The sequence below is a fragment of the Pseudomonas sp. FP2196 genome (genome assembly GCF_030687715.1).
GTDB lineage: Bacteria > Pseudomonadota > Gammaproteobacteria > Pseudomonadales > Pseudomonadaceae > Aquipseudomonas.
On record NZ_CP117445.1, the window covers coordinates 4,069,932 to 4,089,278 of the forward strand.

The window sequence follows — 19,347 nt, forward strand, 5'->3', positions numbered from 1 at the left end:
TCATGGATCAAACGGGGACTCATCGCGCATGCCTTCCAACACCTCAAGACGCACCTTCGTCAAAGGCCTGGCCGCCGGTGGTTTGCTCGGTGGCCTCGGCCTGTGGCGCACCCCGGTCTGGGCGCTGAGCGGTCCCGGTCAAATCAACGAACTGAGCGGCAGCGAGTTCGAGCTGTTCATCGGCGAAACCCCGGTCAACTTCAGCGGCCAACCGCGCACGGCGATGACCATCAACGGTAGCCTCCCCGGCCCGCTGCTGCGCTGGCGCGAAGGCGACACGGTGACGCTGCGGGTACGTAACCGGCTCAAGGACAGCACCTCGATTCACTGGCACGGCATTCTGCTGCCGGCCAACATGGACGGCGTGCCGGGCCTGAGTTTTCATGGCATCGAGCCGGGCGGCGTGTATGTCTACCAATTCAAAGTCCGACAGAACGGCACCTACTGGTATCACAGCCATTCCGGGCTTCAGGAGCAGGCTGGCGTCTATGGGCCGCTGGTGATCGACGCCAAAGACCCGGAGCCATTCCAATACGACCGCGACTACGTGGTGATGCTCAGCGACTGGACCGACGAAACCCCGTCCCACCTGATGAAGACCCTGAAAAAACAGTCCGACTACTACAACTTCCACAAACGCACCGTTGGCGACTTCATCAACGACGTCAGCGCCAAAGGCTGGGGAGCCACCGTCGCCGACCGCAAGATGTGGGCAGAAATGAACATGAACCCCACTGACATCGCCGACGTCAGTGGCGCCACCTACACCTTCCTGATGAACGGCCACGCGCCCGACACAAACTGGACCGGCCTGTTCCGCCCCGGCGAAAAACTGCGTTTGCGCCTGATCAACGGCTCGGCCATGAGCTATTTCGACGTACGCATTCCGGGGCTGAAAATGACCGTGGTCGCCGCTGACGGCTTGCACGTCAAACCGGTCAGCGTTGATGAACTGCGCATCGCCGTAGCGGAAACCTACGACGTGATCGTCGAGCCCGAATCCGAGGCCTACACCCTCTTCGCCCAAGCCATGGACCGCACCGGTTACGCCCGTGGCACCCTCGCGACCCGCGCCGGGCTGTCAGCCCCGGTGCCGGCGCTGGACCCGCGGCCATTGGTCACCATGGACGACATGGGCATGGGCGGGATGGATCACGGATCGATGGACATGAGCGCCATGGATCACTCGGCCATGGGGCCGATGCAAACGCATCCCGACAGCGAGAAGAACAACCCGCTGGTGGACATGCAAGCCATGACCACCGCGCCGAAACTCAACGACCCCGGCCTCGGCCTGCGCAACAACGGTCGCCGCGTGCTGACCTACGCCGACCTGCGCAGCACCTTCGAAGACCCGGACGGCCGCGACCCGGGCCGCACCATCGAGTTGCACCTCACCGGCCACATGGAAAAATTCGCCTGGTCATTCAACGGCATCAAGTTCTCCGATGCCGAGCCGCTTCGCCTCAAGTACGGCGAGCGCATTCGTCTGGTGCTGGTCAACGACACGATGATGACCCACCCGATTCACCTGCACGGCATGTGGAGTGATCTGGAAGACGAAAATGGCGACTTCCAGGTGCGCAAACACACCATCGACATGCCCCCCGGCACCCGCCGCAGCTATCGCGTCACCGCCGACGCACTGGGCCGCTGGGCCTTTCACTGCCATCTCCTGTACCACATGGAAATGGGCATGTTTCGCGAAGTACGGGTGGAAGAATGAAGGGGCCGATCATGACTCGATTCACTGCGTTGTCCTTGCTGCTTGTCGGCAGCTCGGCCATGGCCGCCAGCGACATGCAGGGCATGGATCACAGCCAGATGCCCGGCATGGATCATTCGGCGCTGCAAAGCATGGACGACGGCATGATGCAGCCCGCCGCCCCGACAGAAAGTCGCACACCGATCCCCGCGCTGACCGACGCCGACCGCGCCGCCGTGTTCACAAGCCCCGGTGGCCATCAGGTACATGACAGCGCGATCAACAGCTATTTCCTCGCCGACAAACTCGAATGGCAGGACGCCGACGACGGCAGCGCGTTGGCGTGGGATTTGTCCGGCTGGATCGGCGGCGACAGCGATCGCCTGTGGCTGCGCTCCGAAGGCGAACGCAGCAACGGCAAGACCGAGGACGCGGAAATCCAGGCCCTGTGGGGCCATGCGATTTCGCCGTGGTGGGACGTGGTCAGCGGCGTGCGCCAGGACTTCAAGCCCGGCGCCCCACAAACATGGGCGGCCTTCGGATTGCAGGGCATGGCGCTGTACAACTTTGAAGCCGAGGCCACCGCGTTTATCGGCGAAGGAGGTCAGAGCGCGATTCGGCTGGAGGGCGACTACGACATTCTGCTGACCAATCGCCTGATCCTGCAGCCAACCGCCGAACTCAACGTTTACGGCAAAAACGACCCGCAACGGGGCATCGGCTCAGGGCTGTCCAACACCGAAGCCGGCCTGCGCCTGCGCTATGAAATTCGCCGTGAATTTGCCCCCTACATCGGCGTGACCTGGAACCGTACCTACGGCAACACCGCCGATTACGCACGGGCCGAAGGCGAGGATCGCAGCGAAGCGCGCCTGGTGCTTGGCGTGCGGCTGTGGTTCTGAAGCCATTCGTTCAATAACACAACAACCACCGCCCAAGAGCGGTAAGAGGCCTCGCATGCGCACATTGAAAACCACCGTCATACTCGTCACCGGCCTGCTCTTGAGCAGTCTGGCCCAGGCTCACCCGAAACTGCTCTCATCGACCCCGGCCGAAGGCGCGGACGGCGCGGCGCCCGGCAAGATCGAATTGCACTTTTCGGAAAATCTGGTGACCCAGTTCTCCGGGGCCAAACTGGTGATGACCGAAATGGCCGGCATGGCCCATGCGCCGATGCCGATGAAAGCCAAAGTCAGCGCCGGCAGCGACCCGAAAACCATGCTCATCACCCCGCTCGCCCCGTTGCCTGCCGGCACCTACAAAGTCGAATGGCGCGCGGTGTCTTCAGACACCCATCCGATCACCGGCAACGTCACGTTCAAAGTGAAGTGAGCGATGGGCGAACTGAGCAACATCATCCTGCGACTGGCGTTGTATGTGGATCTGCTGCTGTTGTTCGGGGTGGCGTTGTTTGGGGTCTACAGCTTTAACCGGGTGCTGCGGTTTCAGCCGATGTTGCGCGCCATGGCACTGCTCGGGATTGTGCTGTCGGTGGCTGGCGGAGTGCTGATGACCAGCGCCATGAGTGGCGAAACCGAGCTCGCGGCGCTGTGGCCGCATCTGCAGATGATGCTGCTTGAAACAGACGTGGGGCTGGCGTGGGCGGTGCGGGTTTGTGCGCTGATCGTCGTGTTGATCAGGCCGGGGTTGTGGATCGCGTCGACTGCCGGCGCTATCGCCCTCGCATCGCTAGCCTGGAGTGGGCATGGCGCGATGGACGAAGGATGGCTGCGGATCTGGCATTTCCTCAGCGACATCCTCCACCTGCTTGCTGCCGGGGCATGGTTGGGCGCCATGCTGGCGCTGGTGTTGATGGCGCGCGGGCTTGTTGATGAACCAAGACTTCGGCAACTGGCTCATGCCGTCAAACGCTTCGAACCGGTGGGCGCAGTGATTGTGCTGACGCTCGCCGTGACTGGCGTGGTGAATTACCTGTTTATCGTCGGCCCCAAGCTCGATGACGTGTTGCTTGGTGCCTACGCAATTCTGCTCGCGATCAAGGTGGTGCTGTTTGCGGCCATGCTGGTGTTAGCGGCGCTGAACCGCTTTCACCTCGGGCCATTGCTGGAGAAGTCCTTGCGCGATGGTCAGCACTGCAAAGCTGCGAACGCTCTCAGGCGCAGTGTTCTCCTGGAGTTGGCCATCGCGCTGCTGATCGTGGCGCTGGTTGCATGGCTGGGCACTTTGAGTCCCGAGCCGGGATGACACCCGGCAAAGGCTTTCACTACACTGGGCTACCTTTCCCTGCATAAGCCCGATCGCCATGACAACGCTAAAAAGCACGATGATCTTCTGCGGCCTGCTGACCCTGACCGCCGGCGCTCACGCGGAGCCAACCCCTTCGCACCTGGATACCATTCAGCAACAAGGCCAGTTGCGCGTCTGCACCACCGGCGACTACAAGCCCTACACCTTCAAACGCACTGACGGTGACTTCGAAGGCATCGACATCAGCATGGCCCGCTCGCTGGCCGACAGTCTCGGGGTCAAGGTCGAGTGGGTGCCAACCACCTGGAAAACCCTGATGCCGGACATGCAGGCCGGCAAGTGCGACATCGGCATGGGCGGGATTTCGGTCACGCTGGACCGGCAGAAAAAGGCTTACTTCAGCAACACCCTCGACGTCGACGGCAAAATCCCGCTGGTGCGCTGCGCCGACCAAGCCAAATACCAGACCGTCGAACAGATCAACCAGCCCGGCGTGCGCTTGGTCGAACCCGCCGGTGGCACCAACGAAGCCTTCGTCCACGCCTTCCTGCCCAAAGCGCAACTGGCCCTGCACGACAACGTGACGATCTTCCAGCAACTGCTCGACAACAAGGCCGACGTGATGATCACCGACGCCTCGGAAGCGCTGTATCAGCAGAAGTTGAAACCGGGGTTGTGCGCGGTCAATCCGCAGCAGTTCATGCAGTACGGCGAAAAGGCCTACCTGCTGCCGCGTGATGACATCAGCTGGAAGCTGTACGTTGATCAGTGGCTGCACCTGAGCAAAGTGACCGGCAAATACCAGAAGGTGCTCGGCGAGTGGCTGGCGGTTCCGCAGTAAGCATGCTGTGAGTTCGGAGTAACTGTGCAGGTGTGCGATTCAGCACCCGGCATCAACATTTTCAGTACTTGAGGTGCCCCATGAATGTCGACTGGCTCAACTTCACTCCGTGGTCATCCCTTGCCGGTGGCGCACTGATTGGCCTGGCGGCCAGCCTGTTGGTTGTCGGCAATGGGCGTATCGCGGGGATAAGCGGCCTGATCGGCAGTCTTCTGCAACGAAGTCGTGAAGGCGCAAGCGAGAAAGCTCTGTTTCTCCTTGGTCTGCTCGTCGCGCCAGTGCTCTGGGGATTGTTCACCACGTTGCCGCGAATCGAGTTCCAGAGTGGCGGGTTCGGGCTGGTCGTCGCCGGTCTGTTGGTCGGCATTGGCACACGATACGGTTCAGGTTGCACGAGTGGTCATGGGGTTTGCGGCATATCGCGCCTTTCACCGCGCTCAATGGCCGCCACTGCCTGTTTCATGCTCAGTGGATTCATGACGGTGTTTGTCCTGCGTCATGTGCTGGGAGCATGAACATGATCAAACTGAACGCGTTCATTGCCGGCCTGCTTTTCGGCCTGGGTCTGCTTCTGGCAGGGATGGCCAACCCGGAAAAAGTACTGGCATTTCTGGACTTGGCCGGTGCCTGGGATCCCTCTCTGGCATTGGTCATGGTGGGGGCCATTGCCGTCGCCATCGGCCCCTTGACCTGGGCCCGTCGGCAATCCCGATCCCTGCTGGGAAACCCCATGCAGCTACCCGTCAAACGTGAGCTCGACCGACGATTGATTGGCGGCAGTCTGCTGTTCGGTGTTGGCTGGGGAATAGCCGGTATCTGCCCTGGACCTGCAGTGACCATCCTGCTGACAGGCCATTGGCAAGTCATCGTGTTCGTCATGGCCATGCTGGCTGGCATGTTGCTGTTTAGCGTACTGGAAGCCCGACGCGACGCCTGACCCGCGTTATCGAAAGGATCAGTGCGAGCTGAAAGTGTTCATCTCTTCGGCCACGCACCCGTGGGGATCGGCGCCAGTGATTTGAAAGCAGGCTTGGCGAACCAGTAACCCTGCATCAGATAAATGCCGCAATCGGCGAGAAAGTCTCTTTCCTGGGCATCTTCGATGCCCTCGGCGATCACCTCCACGCCCAACTCTCTACACATGTTCACGACGTTACGCACGATGGTCTGGCGCACACGGTCCGTGTGAATATCCCGGATCAGCGCCATGTCCAGCTTGATCAAATCCGGCTGAAAATCCGCCAACAGGTTAAGACCGGAATAGCCGGCGCCAAAGTCGTCGATCGCCGTTTTGAAACCAAACTCGCGGTACTCACGCAAGATATTCATCAAATGCTTGTTGCTTTCAACGTGCTCGCCTTCCACCGCTTCAAAGATCAGGCGATCCAGTGGGAAGCCATAAGTGCGCGCCGCTTCCAGCGTGCTGCGAATACACATTTGCGGGCGGTAAACGGCATTCGGCAAAAAGTTGATCGACAGGTACTGCGTCATCCCTAACTGAGCCGCCGTGGAAATCGCCCGTACACGACACAATTGGTCAAATCGATAACGGTTTTGATCGTCCACCTGATCCAGGACGGACAAGGCGCCTTCACCATTCACGCCGCGAACCAGGGCTTCATGAGCAAAAGTCGTCTGATCGCGCAGATCCACAATGGGCTGAAACGCGAAGGCGAAATCCATCTCCGGAACGCCTTTGTTCTTACAGCCCTGGCAGCCTCCGGGCGAGGCGAATGATTTTGGAAAGTCGGTCATGACACCCCCTGACAACGGGTTGTAACCGTCCATGGTGATAGATAAAAAGCAGTTCGGCTTATTTGCTAACCCGCCATAACTCTAGCCCAACGGCGCCTGAGTATTTTGAAGGCGCCGTGGGCTCATCGTTCACAAAATCAAGTGCGGAAATGCGCGGTCATTCGCTGCAAGTCCTGCCCCAGCGACGCCAATTCAATCGTCGCCGCCGCACTCTCTTCGCTGGCCACCGCCGACTGGTCCGCCACATCACGCACACTGACGATGCTGCGATTAATCTCGTCGGCCACGGCACTTTGCTGCTCGGCAGCGGCCGAGATCTGCAGGCTCATTTCCTGGATCGTGCCGATGGACTGATTGATCTCGGTGATCGCCAACTCGGCCTTCTGCGCCAACACCACCGTATCGAGGGTGCGCTCGCGGCTGGAAGCCATCAGCGTAGAGGCCGCTTGCGTGCCCTGTTGCAGGGTGACGATCAGCGCTTCGATTTCCTTGGTCGAGTCCTGCGTGCGCTGCGCCAGCGAACGCACTTCGTCTGCCACCACGGCAAAACCACGACCCTGCTCCCCCGCTCGCGCCGCTTCGATAGCGGCGTTCAACGCGAGCAGATTGGTCTGCTCCGCGACGGCTTTGATCACATCGATCACTTTGCCGATCTGCTCACTGTCCTGAGACAGTACGTTCATCGCGCCGCCCAATTCTTCAATGGCCACCGCGAGCTCGCTGATCTGCACCGTCGCCTGCTTCACCACCGTACTGCCGTGGCGAGCCTGCTGATCGGCCAAGGTTGCGGCCGCGGAGGCGTCGGTGGTGTTACGCGCAACTTCCTGCACCGTCGAAGCCATTTCGTGCATCGCCGTGGCGACTTGATCCACTTCACTTTTTTGCTGACGCACACCCGCGCTGGTCTGCTCGCTCATGGCCGAGAGTTTTTCCGCAGAAGTGGAAATATGCGTGACGCCATTGCCGATACCTTGCACCAGCGTATTCAGGTTCTGCGCCATGTCCTGCATCGCATTTTGCAGATCGCCCAACTCATCTTTGCGCGCCGATTTGGCCTGAACCGTCAGATCGCCTTTGGCAATACGCCGAGCCAGATCAACCGTCAGCGCCAGCGGCGAAGTGATCTGCCGCGAGATGACCACCGAAGCAAACAGCCCGACCACCAGCGCCAACACAGTCAACACCGCCATCTGAATAAAGGCTGAGTGCTGATCTTCACGCGCCAGACGCTGCTGGGTGTCCATCAGGCCGTTCATGATGCTGTCCATCGCCTTGCTTTCCTGGTCGACCTGCTGACGCATGCTCTGCTTCTGCTCAAACAGCCCGGCCACTTCCACCAAAACTTCGCGATAACGACGCATCCCCGCGTGAGCTTCTTCCAATTGACTCGACAGGGTCGCCGGCAGACTGGTACGCGCCTTGGTGATATCGCTCAGGAACGAGTCGATGGTCTCCATCAGCACTTTTTTGTTCGCGTCGTCGGGCACCGCAATGTAACGACGCAACATCAGACGAAACGTAGTCATGCCGTTGCGCAAATCGGCCACCGTGCGCAGCTCCCGAACGCGTTCGCCATCGGCAGACGCCAGAGCGTTGGTCGTGGTGGCTTCAAGCATGCCGGCAAATGTCTGCGCGTACTTGTCCGACAGCGCACCCAGCGGTTTCAGGGCATCCGTCGTCGACTTATCGGCATCGATCAGCCGCTTTACCTTCTGATCGTAGGCAACAATCGTGGTTTGCAAAGCCTTCAAGGCTTGCTGGTTTTCAGCGCGCGTCAACGTTTCCAGAGCCTTGCTCACAAGGCCCTGCAAGACATTCAACTGCGCGTGATAAGAGTCGGCGAAAGCGGCGTCAGCGGCGGCTTCGTATTGTTTCTCGGACAGACGCATATCTTGCGTAGCGTCATTCAACGTGCCGATCAGACGCGTCGTACTCAAACGATCAACCAGCACGCTGTTGCTGTTATAGCCAATGAAAGCAACCGCCAAAACAGCCAGCAAAAGAATGCCGAAACCGGTTCCCAGCTTGCGGGAAACCTTGATGTCACCCAGAAAATTCGATGCAACTGCCATATTCAGCCTCAAACGCCCTGACGCGAAACGCCAGGCACAAAAAATAGATCTTCGGCAACCGCAGTCACCGTCCAGACATTCGGGGGTCGTCATCCAAGGCGTGTAACGGGACGCTCCAGCTGTCCCGGAAATGCGAAATACGATGCTGTTGATGCGTCAACGAAAGACCCGACGCGAGCATCGGCAGACAAACCATCACGTCGCAAACAGAGCGTCCGGACGCAAGATTTATCGATTCAGCAAAGGTATCTGGAAGGGATGCTATAAACTTTAGGAAAACTTGTACAACTTTTTATTTTTGTACAATCATTGAACTTTCAGAGCCGCGTGATGACGCATTGCCATCACAAATTGTGGCACATCGCTACTGGCGCAAAAAGACGCTGAAAAAGCCGATTCAGAACCCCGCCCCTCTGCGGCAACAGCCTGCAGCACGCCGCAGAGGGGCACGGGTTTTACGGCTTGATTTCGACGTGATCCAACGCCTGATTCACCGCCAACTCACCCAACATCACCACCTGCGCAATGCCCAGCGCGGTTTTACGGTTCGAGGGATCAAGCAGCGCGGCGAAGTTGTTGAGCAACTCGGAGGCCGAACTCAGGGTTTCACTGGCGTTGGCCAGCAGGGATTCGGTGTCGTACTTCGGATTGGCGAAGTACATGCGTTCGGGCTCGTTGGTGCTGGCCATGATCTGGCTGGCGGGAAGGAGATAGTGATCGAGCGCGCGCTCGGCGGCTTCGTGGAGTTTTTTGGAATGGGGGGATTCGTAGGGGGATGCGGGATCGGATTCTGGTGGGTTGGGTGTTGGTTTGAACATGGTGTAACTCCTGACGGATAAACGAAAAGGAGCCATCACTCTCGCTACCAAACGAAGGGTGGAGGCCATACGCAGGTTGGTAGACCGGTCGTCAGGAACCCCGGCGCATCCGAAGACGCCCCGCGCATGACCACCATAAAACGAAGACGAGAAACGCCCTCGAAAGACAGTAGTCTTGTGCTTCTGACGGAGACGGGCTACCAAACCCGGTCACTGGTTTTCAGTGACCCAGGAACGATAGAACCCGCGAGCTAGACGCACAAGCCGGCGGATTCTGTCTTAGGTGTAGGGGGAGGCGCAAGGTGTTGTAGGGCGTGGGTGGCGCTACGTAGCCGCAATTAAACAGAAGTAGAATTGTTGTTGATATCGTATAGGTCAGTTGAAAAAAAGGCTTCACGGTATGCTGAAAATTAAATCCCGTCCCGTTTTGCAACAAGGACAGATGAAAGCGCTGCCTAAAGTTAGCAGTTTGATGGACAAAACAATGCGAAAACGCTAAATATAGCCTTCGCATTTTCCATGCTTGGATAGCCATATGACTAGCGAAACCCCAACTGCGAGTTCCGACACGGTAGAACGATCGTTCGCTGACTTTTTAGAAGCATCGCCACCTAACCAGATAGCTATCATCAACGATCTGATGGAGAAGAAATGGGATGGGGGAAATCAGTACTACTTCTTAAAAACTCCGGAAATACAAATTCATTGCCCGGACGAGTCTTGCAATGGAATAAGATTTCACCGATGCGTAGACGGTCACAAACTCGCACCTACTGAAGCAAAACCAGCGAACTATTTCATAGTCTATCGTTGTTCCAACTGCACGAGACATGTAAAAAGTTTTGCAATCTCCGCATATCGCGACTCTTTAGTATCAGGCACACTAGTTAAATTTGGAGAAAACCCCGTATTTGGCCCTCCTGTTGCATCAAGACTATTAAAGCTAATCGGACCTGATCGAGAGAACTTCCTTAAAGGAAGAAGATGTGAAAACCAAGGACTTGGCATTGGAGCTTTTGTTTATTATCGGCGAGTGGTAGAGCATCAAAAAAATCGAATATTCAAAGAGATCGTAAAAGTATCCGAAAAAATAGGCGCTCCCACTAACAAAATAAACATTCTAAATGCTGCATTAGAGGAGACACAATTTACAAAAGCCCTAGATATGGCAAAAGATGCGATGCCTGATAGCCTGCTCATCAATGGGCACAGTCCTCTAAAACTTCTTTATAGAGCGCTGAGCGAAGGGATCCACAATCTTTCTGACGAGGAATGTTTAGGTTTTGCGTCCAGTGTACGAATCGTTCTTGGTGAGCTATCAGACCGGCTTTCACAAGCGCTCAAGGATGAGGCTGAAATCACAAACGCCCTCAACCGATTGCTAGCCCCCACCAAATGATCTCTAGACCTTACATCTTAATCACTGGCTTATAATTTTCGCCTCATCTACAAGGAATGAAATAGGGACGGATTTATCTTCCAAAACAGCGAAAAAATAAATCCGTCTCTATTTCGTTTTGCAGGCGACAAAGTGGACGGATTTATTTACTGCCAAGCCCTATCTATCTACATAAATCCGTCACCTTTTTCCCATAAAACGAAGACGAGAAACGCCCTTGCAAGAAAGTAGTCTTGTGCATCTGTCGGAAGACGGGCTACCAAACCCGATCAATGCTTTCAGCGACACAGGAACGATAGAACCCGCGCGCTAGAGGCACAAGCCGGCGGATTCTGTCTTGGGTGTAGGACGGCGCAAGGTGTTGTAGGGTTTGAGCGGCAACACTAAGCGTGTTTTAAACAAAATAAATTTAATGTTTAAATCCGTTTTAATGAGTTGATAAATCACTCTATCCTTAGCAAAAATCCGCCAACGCCTCACTTTAACAAGCCAACCGACACCTCTCTATTATTTTAACCAGCTAACAATTTAGTTAGCAGTGCTCCGATGACGCCACCAAAAATCGCGGAGCTTATGACTGCAACAATCTCAGCAGATTTAAATGACGCCTGATTTACATGTTGAGCCCAACTCAGAATGGACTCAATTGGGTAATCGGGACTTTGCTCATCGCGCCCAACCAAATATCGTTCAAAATACCTTGAAACACCCTTACCATAGGTCGATTTTAGAAGTGAATTATTCTGCTGCTGTTGTAATTCAAACTCCACACGCAAGGAATATGCATCCGAAATCAATTGCTTTGAACCAGTATGGATCTTGAATCTTTCCAAAACACGAAATATCGAAAAATCGGCATCGACAGCTTTCTTAAGAGCGGACCAAGCTGTCGTTATGTCTCTCCATTTTTTCCCCATACGGACGCGTGCGCGTTGAAGTTCATAAAACAGACTCATCTCATCATCAATCAGCCGATATACCATGCTCATTTCCCTATCACTTGGTGATGAGGACCCATTACTTACCGCAAAAACAAATTTATCGTAGCCTTTTTCAACATTAACTTCGAGCGCTACATCTCCACCGTTTTCCACATCACCTTTAACAAAAAAATCTCCGTGAAAAGGCGATGGTCCGATGCACTCGAAGGTCACCCCATTACTCACTCGCTTAAACTCTCGCTCTAAAAACTCGCGCAACACTCGTACTGACTGAGAGGGCGAGTCGTTTTTAGAGCCCACACTCTCGACAAAAACAAGCGGACCATAATATTTGTTAAGCATTTGAACCTTGAAGTGCTCGACTCCAGAACGAAGATAATCTTCGGGCTCTGAAATCACTTCAGCCTGCACCCTACGAGGAATATACAAATCAAACTTTATAACCAGCAACTCAACATAGGGGGAATATGCACCACCAGACAACTCAGGTGGACTTTCGATTAATTCATATTCATAATCAAACTTCTCATAATACTTAACTTCGAGCTCGCTAACTGATGACAGTGAGTTCAGCGCGACTTTCACAGCCTCAACATACTCTGATTTCTTAAACTTAGACGGAACACCCGGATTATACCCAAAGTGAAAACAGCCAACACCAAATGCGCGAAGACTAGACATATTTTTGTTCCATCGCAATCCCTAGAGCATATAAATTACTAATTTGCCAACACTAAGTCTAGCGTTCTTCAATCTTTAAACTAATCGTAAGATTCCTCCTCACAACCGATGATTAATGTCTTGATCCCGGATTGAGCAGATGGATCTGCGTTAATCGTGCCGCCATTGATTTCAATTGCAAGACTCTTCTGAGCACTGCATCTCGTTCTGATAAACTCCCACCACCTCCCAGCCTCACCCAATCCAGAACCGCCCAATGTCCCCTATTCCCGCCACACCCGCCCCACTCTCCCGCCGCTTCTCCGTCGCCCCCATGATGGATTGGACTGACCGCCATTGCCGTTTCTTCCTACGCCTCTTGTCGAAGAACGCCCTGCTCTACACCGAAATGGTCACCACCGGCGCGCTGCTCAACGGCGATCACGAGCGTTTCCTCCGTCACAACGAAGCCGAGCACCCTCTTGCCTTGCAGTTGGGCGGTAGCGTCCCTCTCGATCTGGCTGCCTGCGCCCGCATGGCCCAGGAGCACGGTTACGACGAGGTGAACCTGAACGTCGGCTGCCCAAGTGATCGTGTGCAGAACAACATGATCGGTGCGTGCCTGATGGGTCATCCGCAGTTGGTGGCGGATTGTGTGAAGGCGATGCGCGATGCGGTGTCGATTCCGGTGACGGTGAAGCATCGGATCGGGATTAATGGGCGGGACAGTTACGAGCAGTTGTGTGATTTCGTCGGGACGGTGCGGGATGCCGGGTGTACGAGTTTTACGGTGCATGCGCGGATTGCGATTCTGGAGGGGTTGTCGCCGAAGGAGAATCGCGACATTCCGCCGTTGCGCTATGACGTGGCGGCGCAGCTTAAGGCGGATTTTCCGGCGTTGGAGATTGTGCTGAACGGCGGGATCAAGACGATGGAGGCCTGCCATGAGCATTTGCAGACGTTCGACGGTGTGATGCTGGGGCGTGAGGCTTATCACAATCCGTATTTGCTGGCGGAGGTGGATCAGCAGTTGTTCGGCAGTTCGGCGCCGGTGATCAGTCGGGCCGAGGCGTTGGCGCAGTTGCGGCCTTATATCGCCGAGCATTTGTTGGCCGGCGGGTCGATGCACCACATCACACGGCATGTGCTGGGCCTGGGCACCGGGTTTCCCGGCGCGCGTAAATTCCGCCAGTTGTTGTCGGTGGATATTCACAAGGCGAAGGATCCGCTGGCGTTGCTGGATCAGGCGGCGGAGTTGCTTGAAGGCCGTTGATTGATGATTTGAATGTGCGGGCAGCGAATGAGCGCTGCCTGCTGATGTGTTGCTTTTGATGTACCGACAGGATGTCTTGTGTTTATGCCCGCGTTTACTTCTGTGTCATTCAAGCGATTCACCTTCCTCGCTCTACTCTCTACAGCTTCTGCAAGCGCCAATGCCCACTGCGATTTTTTATGCGGCGCGGGTGAGGAAAGCCCTCTACAGATTACTCAGTTCACCGGTTTGATGATTGCGACCACGGTGTTGTCGCCGTTCTATGCGACGTCGGAGGTCTCTGGGCTGAACAAACGTGTTTACTCGGTAGAGGAAATCGAAGCAGCGCGGTATTACCTCGCCAGCGACGGCATGCTGCAAGCCGCGTATTTCACCTCAGCCTTGCAGCGCTTTCGCGAGGCGTCGCCCGACAGCGAGTTAAACGACCTCGCCGTCGCCGCGTTGATCAGCCGTCAGTAATCAGCCTGCCGCCGCTGCTGTCCAGTTGACCCAGCCAAACTGCCACGTTGCCAGAATCAGCAAGCCAAATGCGATCCGATACCAGGCGAACGCGGCATAGCTGTGGTTGGCGATGAACTTGAGCAGGCCGCGCACGGCGATCATGGCGAAGATGAACGCCGTGACAAAACCGAGGGCGAAGACTGGCAGGTCGCTTTGTTCGAACAGGTCTCGGTACTTGTAGCCTGAGTACACGGCGGCGCCGACCATGGTCGGCATGGCGAGGAAGAACGAGAACTCGGTAGCGGCTTTGCGCGAGAGGCCGAACAGCAGGCCGCCGATGATGGTCGAGCCGGAGCGCGAGGTGCCCGGAATCATCGCCAGGCATTGTACGAAACCGATCTTCAGCGCGTCAGACCAACGCATGTCGTCGACATGATCGACGCTCACTACATGGCTGCGCTGTTCCGCCCACAACATGACGATGCCACCGACGACCAGCGCGACGGCAACGGTGATCGGATTGAACAGGTATTCATGGATCGCATCAGCGAACAGCACGCCCAAAACCACCGCTGGAAGAAAGGCGATCAACAGGTTGAGGGTGAAGCGTTGTGCGTTGCGTTCGGTGGGCAGGCCTTTGACGATTTCGAAGATCTTCGGCCGGAACTCCCAGACCACCGCAAGAATGGCGCCCAGCTGAATAATGATGTTGAACGCCATGGCGCGTTCACCGCCGAATTCCAGCAAGTCGGCGACGATAATCTGGTGGCCCGTACTTGAGATGGGCAGGAACTCGGTCAGGCCTTCTACCGCACCTAAAATCAACACCTGGAAAAAGGTCCAGAAATCCATTAATCCTCCGTCAGAGCGCTCATCGCGAGCGGCCCGTTAAACTGCACTCAGGAATTGAGTATCTGAAGTGAAACAATCGGTATATCGACACCCGTTGCCTGACTAGGCGACGCAGAATATGTCTTATCAAAAGACACACTCAAGCCATGTTAGTAATCGTCCGCCTACGAACTACTCGGGAAATATTTAGGCCTTTATATAGAAAAAAGTTGCGCACCCAATAAAGTGTGATCAATATCACATTCTCTTGGATGGCCAGACAGTGGCCAAAGGACATAAGCAAAGCTGTCGCATTGAGTTCAAAATAGTGGCACAATTCCATATTGCCACCATCTAACGACTAGTTCACACTCCCGAAAAAATCAACTAAAAGCCTGAAAAGCTTAATTATTGTTAGAAAACTCGGGAGCCACGTCTAAAAACTGCGCGAATGTTACCAATTGTCAGTCACAGATGAGAACCGGTGCTTTAACATCCCGATGTCAGCACCTAATTCGAGTCAATGCATGATGCTCTCAGGGAACTTGGCGACTAGAAGTCCGCGCCCGACAAACGACGAACCCGGTGTTCTTACTCTGGGCCGTACCCGTGGCGTGGCTGAACATTTTAGAGCGCTGCTCGCCAAGCACGTGCGCACCGACATGGCGCTTGATGCCAATTCGTACACTAGCTCATATAAGCAGAATGAACACTCTGGTTCATATCGGGCCATCTTCATTGTGATCGACAGCCCACAAGCCCTTGAAGACAATCTTGCGCTGGTGGAGAACCTGCGCACCGATAACTTGAAGCCCATCATTTGCGCGGTCATCACTGGTCGCGGCGCCTTTAACAAGATCAAGTATTTTCTTGCCGGGGCGGACTTTTGTATCAAGCTCAATACCCTTTCCGACGAAGGTGCCGAGTTGCTTGCCGAGTTCTTCAACAGTGAAGAATGGCAAAGAGATATCAATCTGACGCTCGACCCTACTCGTATCTGTCTGATGAGCACCAGCAAGAAGCTGGATATCTCTTTCGCTGAAATGAAGATCCTGGAAGCGTTTGCGCAAACCGGCAACCACATCCTCAGCCATGATGAAATTGCCAACATCATGGGGCTCAATACCAATTTCTACGACCCAAGGGCGCTGGAGAAATCAATCAGCCGCTTGCGTGGAAAAATCAAGGACATGTATGGTACAAACGCGATTCAGAGTATCCGCGGCTATGGCTATCGCCTGATGCGCGGTCTGATATCGACTGCCTGACTCAAGGGCAGCCACCCTTTTGCATGCTTACGAAGGATCGTCTGATGCAGCCATATAGCTCTAGTTCTACTTCACGCCTACCAATAAAAAAGCGATTGAATGAGCGCGCCAACATAACAATAAACTTAACAACATAGCAGCAGAACGAGTGGAACTTATCGAGGGCCATTTTCGGGCCCAGACCCTGCCTGTCGATTACTTCCAAGGAAGTCATTGCTCGCCTGCCGATTTACCTTTTAGCCAATTTTGGTACGCAGTTAAGGAGAGAGACATGGAAACTAGTACAACCCTCCCCAGAAAATATTTTGTCGTCGTGACTCACAGTACAACGTCGCAGCGTGAGCTTGAGAGCATTCTGTCCAGCGAACGATTCAATTCGTTTGGCACGTCTCAGGCGCAAATGTTTATTGAAGGTGCTACTTCGCCCTCTTCCGCCCCCGTGCTGATGGAGTTCACTTACCCAAGCGGCACCCGTAAAAATGTCGCTCGCACAATTGAACATGACACCCAGCGTATATTGGCCACGCTTGAGTCTGAATGGCTGGCCGCTCAATCGGCGACTCCGTTTCGCAGCACTCCAGTAATAACCGCTGAAGCCGGCAACCCGCCTCCCGCTCTCGACAGTGCCGCTCCTTACACTGAGACCTGGCACCTCGACAATGATCAAGGCGCATTGATCAAAGAAGACGTGGAGATCAGTCTCACCGGGCTCGAAACTGCACTGGTCAGAAAAATGCTGCACCACGAAGAGCGTGTAGTCAGCCGCGACGAGTTGATCCTCAGCATCGGCCGAGAGCCGGAGCAATATCGCGGGCTGGAGATGTGCCTGAGTCGCCTGCAAGACAAATTCAAAAGCGCCAGTAAGGGTGAGCGACTGTTCCGCGCTGTAAGAAACCGCGGCTACTGCCTCATTCAAGAAATCGTGGCTTAAAGACAGCGATATCTGCGAACACATCAAACAGAAAACAGTGCGACTACAAAAACAACAAGAGCACTCTGTTTGGCTTCACCTCCCTTGATTAATAAAATCCCTGCCTCCACCCATCAAACAGTAACAAATACCCCCTCGATTATTCACCCCCTTCTCTGCGACCTTTTCTAACACCCTAATATTTAATTATTAAAAAGTTGGCATTGTGCCATCTTGTTAGAACTCGTCAGACACCATTCCCGGCAATAACTTAGTCTATTGACTGACGACAGTTCGGCATATCGGCGTTGTTACCTCAGGACACTCGTTAAAACAAAAACAATAACTCTGACTAACAACTCGGCTTTCAACTGTTGAAACCTGAATGGACGTCTTTTGGGGATATCGTATGGATCTTTCTCTCAGTATCAATCGAAGCACGGGCCTCAAGGGACTGACCTTTTGGGGCCAATGGGCGCTGGCACAGGGATTTATCGTTGCTCTGTTGTTTGTACTGGCCGAGCAGCACACCGGTACGGTCGCGTTCTACTACCGAATGTGCGCAACGCTGGCGGTACTGGCTTCGGTGCCGGCTTATACGTTCAGTGGTGTGTATCGCAAACGCGATAACTATCTGACGGGGTTGGGTCGCCTGTTCATGGGCTGGTCCATGACCATGGCGGCGCTGGCGTGCATCGCGTTTATCTGCAAGGCCGATGAGCTGTTTTCCCGACAGGTGATTCTCAGCTGGGCGGTGTATGGCTTCCTCGGACAGGCGCTGTTGTATGCACCGTTGCATGCGTTTTCGAAGTTCTATCAGCGTTCACGTAAAAGCGAGCACAAGACCCTGATCGTTGGTACGGGTGAGCTGGCGCTGGGCCTGGCGAAGAAGCTGAGCCAGATCGAGAACCTGCCACTGGTAGGTTTGATCAGTAACGGTAGCGTGCCTGCGCTGGAGTCGGATGCCCCGCGCATCGTCGGTGCTCAGGAACAGTTGCTGGAGCTGATCAAGGCCCACGACATCCGCCGTTTGTACATCACCCTGCCCCTGTCGGAAGCGGCAAAAATCGAAGCGATGTATGTCGATTTGCTCGGTGCCAACGTCGATGTGGTATGGGTGCCGGACTTGAACAGCCTGACGCTGCTCAATCACTCGGTTAAAGTCGTGGACGGCCTGCCGGCGATCTACCTGAACGAAAGCCCGCTGACCAGCCGCCCGACCGCTGCCCTGAGCAAAAGCCTGGTGGAGAAAGCCGTGGCGCTGCTGGCGATCATTATGTTGAGTCCGGTGTTGGCGATCATTGCCCTGGCGGTGAAGATCAACTCGCCAGGCCCGGTGTTCTTCAAGCAGGATCGCCACGGCTGGAACGGCAAGGTGATTCAGGTCTGGAAATTCCGCTCGATGCGTGTGCACGATGACAAAGACGTCAAACAGGCCAGCCGCAACGACTCGCGCATCACCCCTGTTGGCCGGTTCATCCGCCGCACTTCGCTGGATGAGTTGCCGCAACTGTTCAACGTGCTGCAAGGGCACATGGCCCTGGTTGGCCCACGTCCGCATGCCGTCGCGCATAACCATTTCTACTCGGGGAAAATCCTCGCTTACATGGCGCGTCACCGGATTAAACCGGGCATTACCGGGCTGGCTCAAATCAGCGGCTGCCGCGGTGAGACGGACACCATCGACAAGATGCAGAAGCGTGTCGAGATTGATCTGCAGTACATCAATAGCTGGTCGCTGTGGCTGGACTTGAAGATCCTGGTGAAGACACCGTTTACGTTGCTGTCGAAGGATATTTACTGAGGTTCAGCATTACGCAAGGCAACACCGCAAGGGGACGAAAGTCCCCTTTTTTGTGCTTGGGATTTGAGGTGACGAATGAACCCTGTGGCAGCTGGCTTGTAACTGGATTTGGGGGTCGCCATTGAAACCTGTGGGAGCTGGCTTGCCAGCGATAGCGTCAGGTCAGTCAACATTGATGCTGAATGTGCCGCCGTCATCGCTGGCAAGCCAGCTTCCACAGGGTTTTACGCTGAATCGGGACTTAAGGTTCGCCCCATGACCAATGTAGGAGTGAGCCTGCTCGCGATGGCGGTGTGTCAGGCGAGGTTGATGTCGGCTGGTCTGGCGCTATCGCGAGCAGGCTCACTCCTACAGGGATCTGTGGTGGCCGGGATTTTGGGGATGACACATGACTGGTGTGGGGAGCCGGCGAGCCAGCTCC

Annotated in this window: 18 protein-coding genes and 1 pseudogene; 13 read left to right on the forward strand and 6 right to left on the reverse strand. The window is 55.3% G+C overall.

Annotated elements, in window-relative coordinates; all coding sequences use genetic code 11:
• Positions 1-28 precede the first annotated feature (28 nt).
• The 7 genes from PSH79_RS18150 (at position 29) to PSH79_RS18180 (ending at position 5,691) form a co-directional block, all read left to right on the forward strand.
• A complete protein-coding gene (locus tag PSH79_RS18150) occupies positions 29-1,726 on the forward strand; it encodes a copper resistance system multicopper oxidase (protein ID WP_305438819.1) in 1,698 nt (565 codons plus the stop codon).
• Positions 1,727-1,785: 59 nt separating this feature from the next.
• Complete coding sequence (locus tag PSH79_RS18155) at positions 1,786-2,607, forward strand: copper resistance protein B (RefSeq protein ID WP_370872672.1); 822 nt, start codon at positions 1,786-1,788, stop codon at positions 2,605-2,607.
• Positions 2,608-2,662: 55 nt separating this feature from the next.
• On the forward strand, positions 2,663-3,037 hold the full coding sequence (gene copC / locus PSH79_RS18160; protein ID WP_305438821.1) for a copper homeostasis periplasmic binding protein CopC: 375 nt from the start codon (positions 2,663-2,665) through the stop codon (positions 3,035-3,037).
• Positions 3,038-3,040: 3 nt separating this feature from the next.
• Positions 3,041-3,910 carry a copper homeostasis membrane protein CopD gene (gene copD / locus PSH79_RS18165; protein WP_305438822.1) on the forward strand — a complete coding sequence of 290 codons (870 nt, stop codon included), beginning with the start codon at positions 3,041-3,043 and terminating at the stop codon, positions 3,908-3,910.
• A gap of 58 nt (positions 3,911-3,968) precedes the next feature.
• Positions 3,969-4,754 (forward strand): transporter substrate-binding domain-containing protein, encoded by a 786-nt coding sequence (locus PSH79_RS18170; RefSeq protein WP_305438823.1) that lies wholly within the window; start codon positions 3,969-3,971, stop codon positions 4,752-4,754.
• Positions 4,755-4,834: 80 nt separating this feature from the next.
• Complete coding sequence (locus PSH79_RS18175; RefSeq protein ID WP_305438824.1) at positions 4,835-5,269, forward strand: YeeE/YedE family protein; 435 nt, start codon at positions 4,835-4,837, stop codon at positions 5,267-5,269.
• A 2-nt stretch (positions 5,270-5,271) separates the two neighbouring features.
• Entirely contained in the window at positions 5,272-5,691 is a 420-nt protein-coding gene (locus tag PSH79_RS18180) for a DUF6691 family protein (protein WP_305438825.1), read from the forward strand.
• Positions 5,692-5,729: 38 nt separating this feature from the next.
• Here the strand turns inward: PSH79_RS18180 and PSH79_RS18185 are convergent, their stop codons facing one another.
• From PSH79_RS18185 to PSH79_RS18195, 4 genes and pseudogenes are all read right to left on the reverse strand, one after another.
• Positions 5,730-6,509, reverse strand: a complete 780-nt coding sequence (locus PSH79_RS18185) for an EAL domain-containing protein (protein WP_305444002.1) — start codon at positions 6,507-6,509, stop codon at positions 5,730-5,732.
• 137 nt (positions 6,510-6,646) lie between these two features.
• A complete protein-coding gene (locus PSH79_RS28210; RefSeq protein ID WP_370872673.1) occupies positions 6,647-7,519 on the reverse strand; it encodes a methyl-accepting chemotaxis protein in 873 nt (290 codons plus the stop codon).
• Positions 7,520-7,552: 33 nt separating this feature from the next.
• Positions 7,553-8,674, reverse strand: a pseudogene (locus PSH79_RS28215) (methyl-accepting chemotaxis protein); the annotation flags it as partial.
• Between the two features lie 362 nt (positions 8,675-9,036).
• Positions 9,037-9,399 carry a DUF6124 family protein gene (locus tag PSH79_RS18195; RefSeq protein WP_305438827.1) on the reverse strand — a complete coding sequence of 121 codons (363 nt, stop codon included), beginning with the start codon at positions 9,397-9,399 and terminating at the stop codon, positions 9,037-9,039.
• A gap of 535 nt (positions 9,400-9,934) precedes the next feature.
• On the opposite strand from PSH79_RS18195, the gene PSH79_RS18200 reads away from it, so the two are divergent.
• Positions 9,935-10,798: a hypothetical protein gene (locus PSH79_RS18200; RefSeq protein ID WP_305438828.1), complete on the forward strand. Its 864-nt coding sequence runs from the start codon at positions 9,935-9,937 to the stop codon at positions 10,796-10,798.
• Positions 10,799-11,310: 512 nt separating this feature from the next.
• Here the strand turns inward: PSH79_RS18200 and PSH79_RS18205 are convergent.
• The gene (locus tag PSH79_RS18205; RefSeq protein ID WP_305438830.1) at positions 11,311-12,420 is read right to left on the reverse strand and encodes a hypothetical protein; all 1,110 of its coding nucleotides are present in this window, start codon (positions 12,418-12,420) and stop codon (positions 11,311-11,313) included.
• 256 nt (positions 12,421-12,676) lie between these two features.
• On the opposite strand from PSH79_RS18205, the gene dusA reads away from it, so the two are divergent.
• Together dusA and PSH79_RS18215 are read left to right on the forward strand one after the other, a co-directional pair.
• Positions 12,677-13,672, forward strand: coding sequence for a tRNA dihydrouridine(20/20a) synthase DusA (gene dusA / locus PSH79_RS18210; protein WP_305438832.1), 996 nt, complete (start codon positions 12,677-12,679; stop codon positions 13,670-13,672).
• 231 nt (positions 13,673-13,903) lie between these two features.
• Positions 13,904-14,131 (forward strand): DUF2388 domain-containing protein, encoded by a 228-nt coding sequence (locus PSH79_RS18215; RefSeq protein WP_305438833.1) that lies wholly within the window; start codon positions 13,904-13,906, stop codon positions 14,129-14,131.
• On the opposite strand, the gene PSH79_RS18220 is transcribed toward PSH79_RS18215, so the two are convergent.
• Positions 14,132-14,965 carry an undecaprenyl-diphosphate phosphatase gene (locus PSH79_RS18220; protein WP_187677564.1) on the reverse strand — a complete coding sequence of 278 codons (834 nt, stop codon included), beginning with the start codon at positions 14,963-14,965 and terminating at the stop codon, positions 14,132-14,134.
• A 506-nt stretch (positions 14,966-15,471) separates the two neighbouring features.
• Between PSH79_RS18220 and PSH79_RS18225 the strand changes: the two genes are divergently transcribed.
• From PSH79_RS18225 to PSH79_RS18235, 3 genes are all read left to right on the forward strand, one after another.
• Positions 15,472-16,212 (forward strand): winged helix-turn-helix domain-containing protein, encoded by a 741-nt coding sequence (locus PSH79_RS18225; RefSeq protein WP_305438834.1) that lies wholly within the window; start codon positions 15,472-15,474, stop codon positions 16,210-16,212.
• 271 nt (positions 16,213-16,483) lie between these two features.
• Positions 16,484-17,143, forward strand: a complete 660-nt coding sequence (locus PSH79_RS18230) for a helix-turn-helix domain-containing protein (RefSeq protein WP_305438835.1) — start codon at positions 16,484-16,486, stop codon at positions 17,141-17,143.
• A 388-nt stretch (positions 17,144-17,531) separates the two neighbouring features.
• Positions 17,532-18,926 carry an undecaprenyl-phosphate glucose phosphotransferase gene (locus tag PSH79_RS18235; protein ID WP_305438836.1) on the forward strand — a complete coding sequence of 465 codons (1,395 nt, stop codon included), beginning with the start codon at positions 17,532-17,534 and terminating at the stop codon, positions 18,924-18,926.
• Positions 18,927-19,347 lie beyond the last annotated feature (421 nt).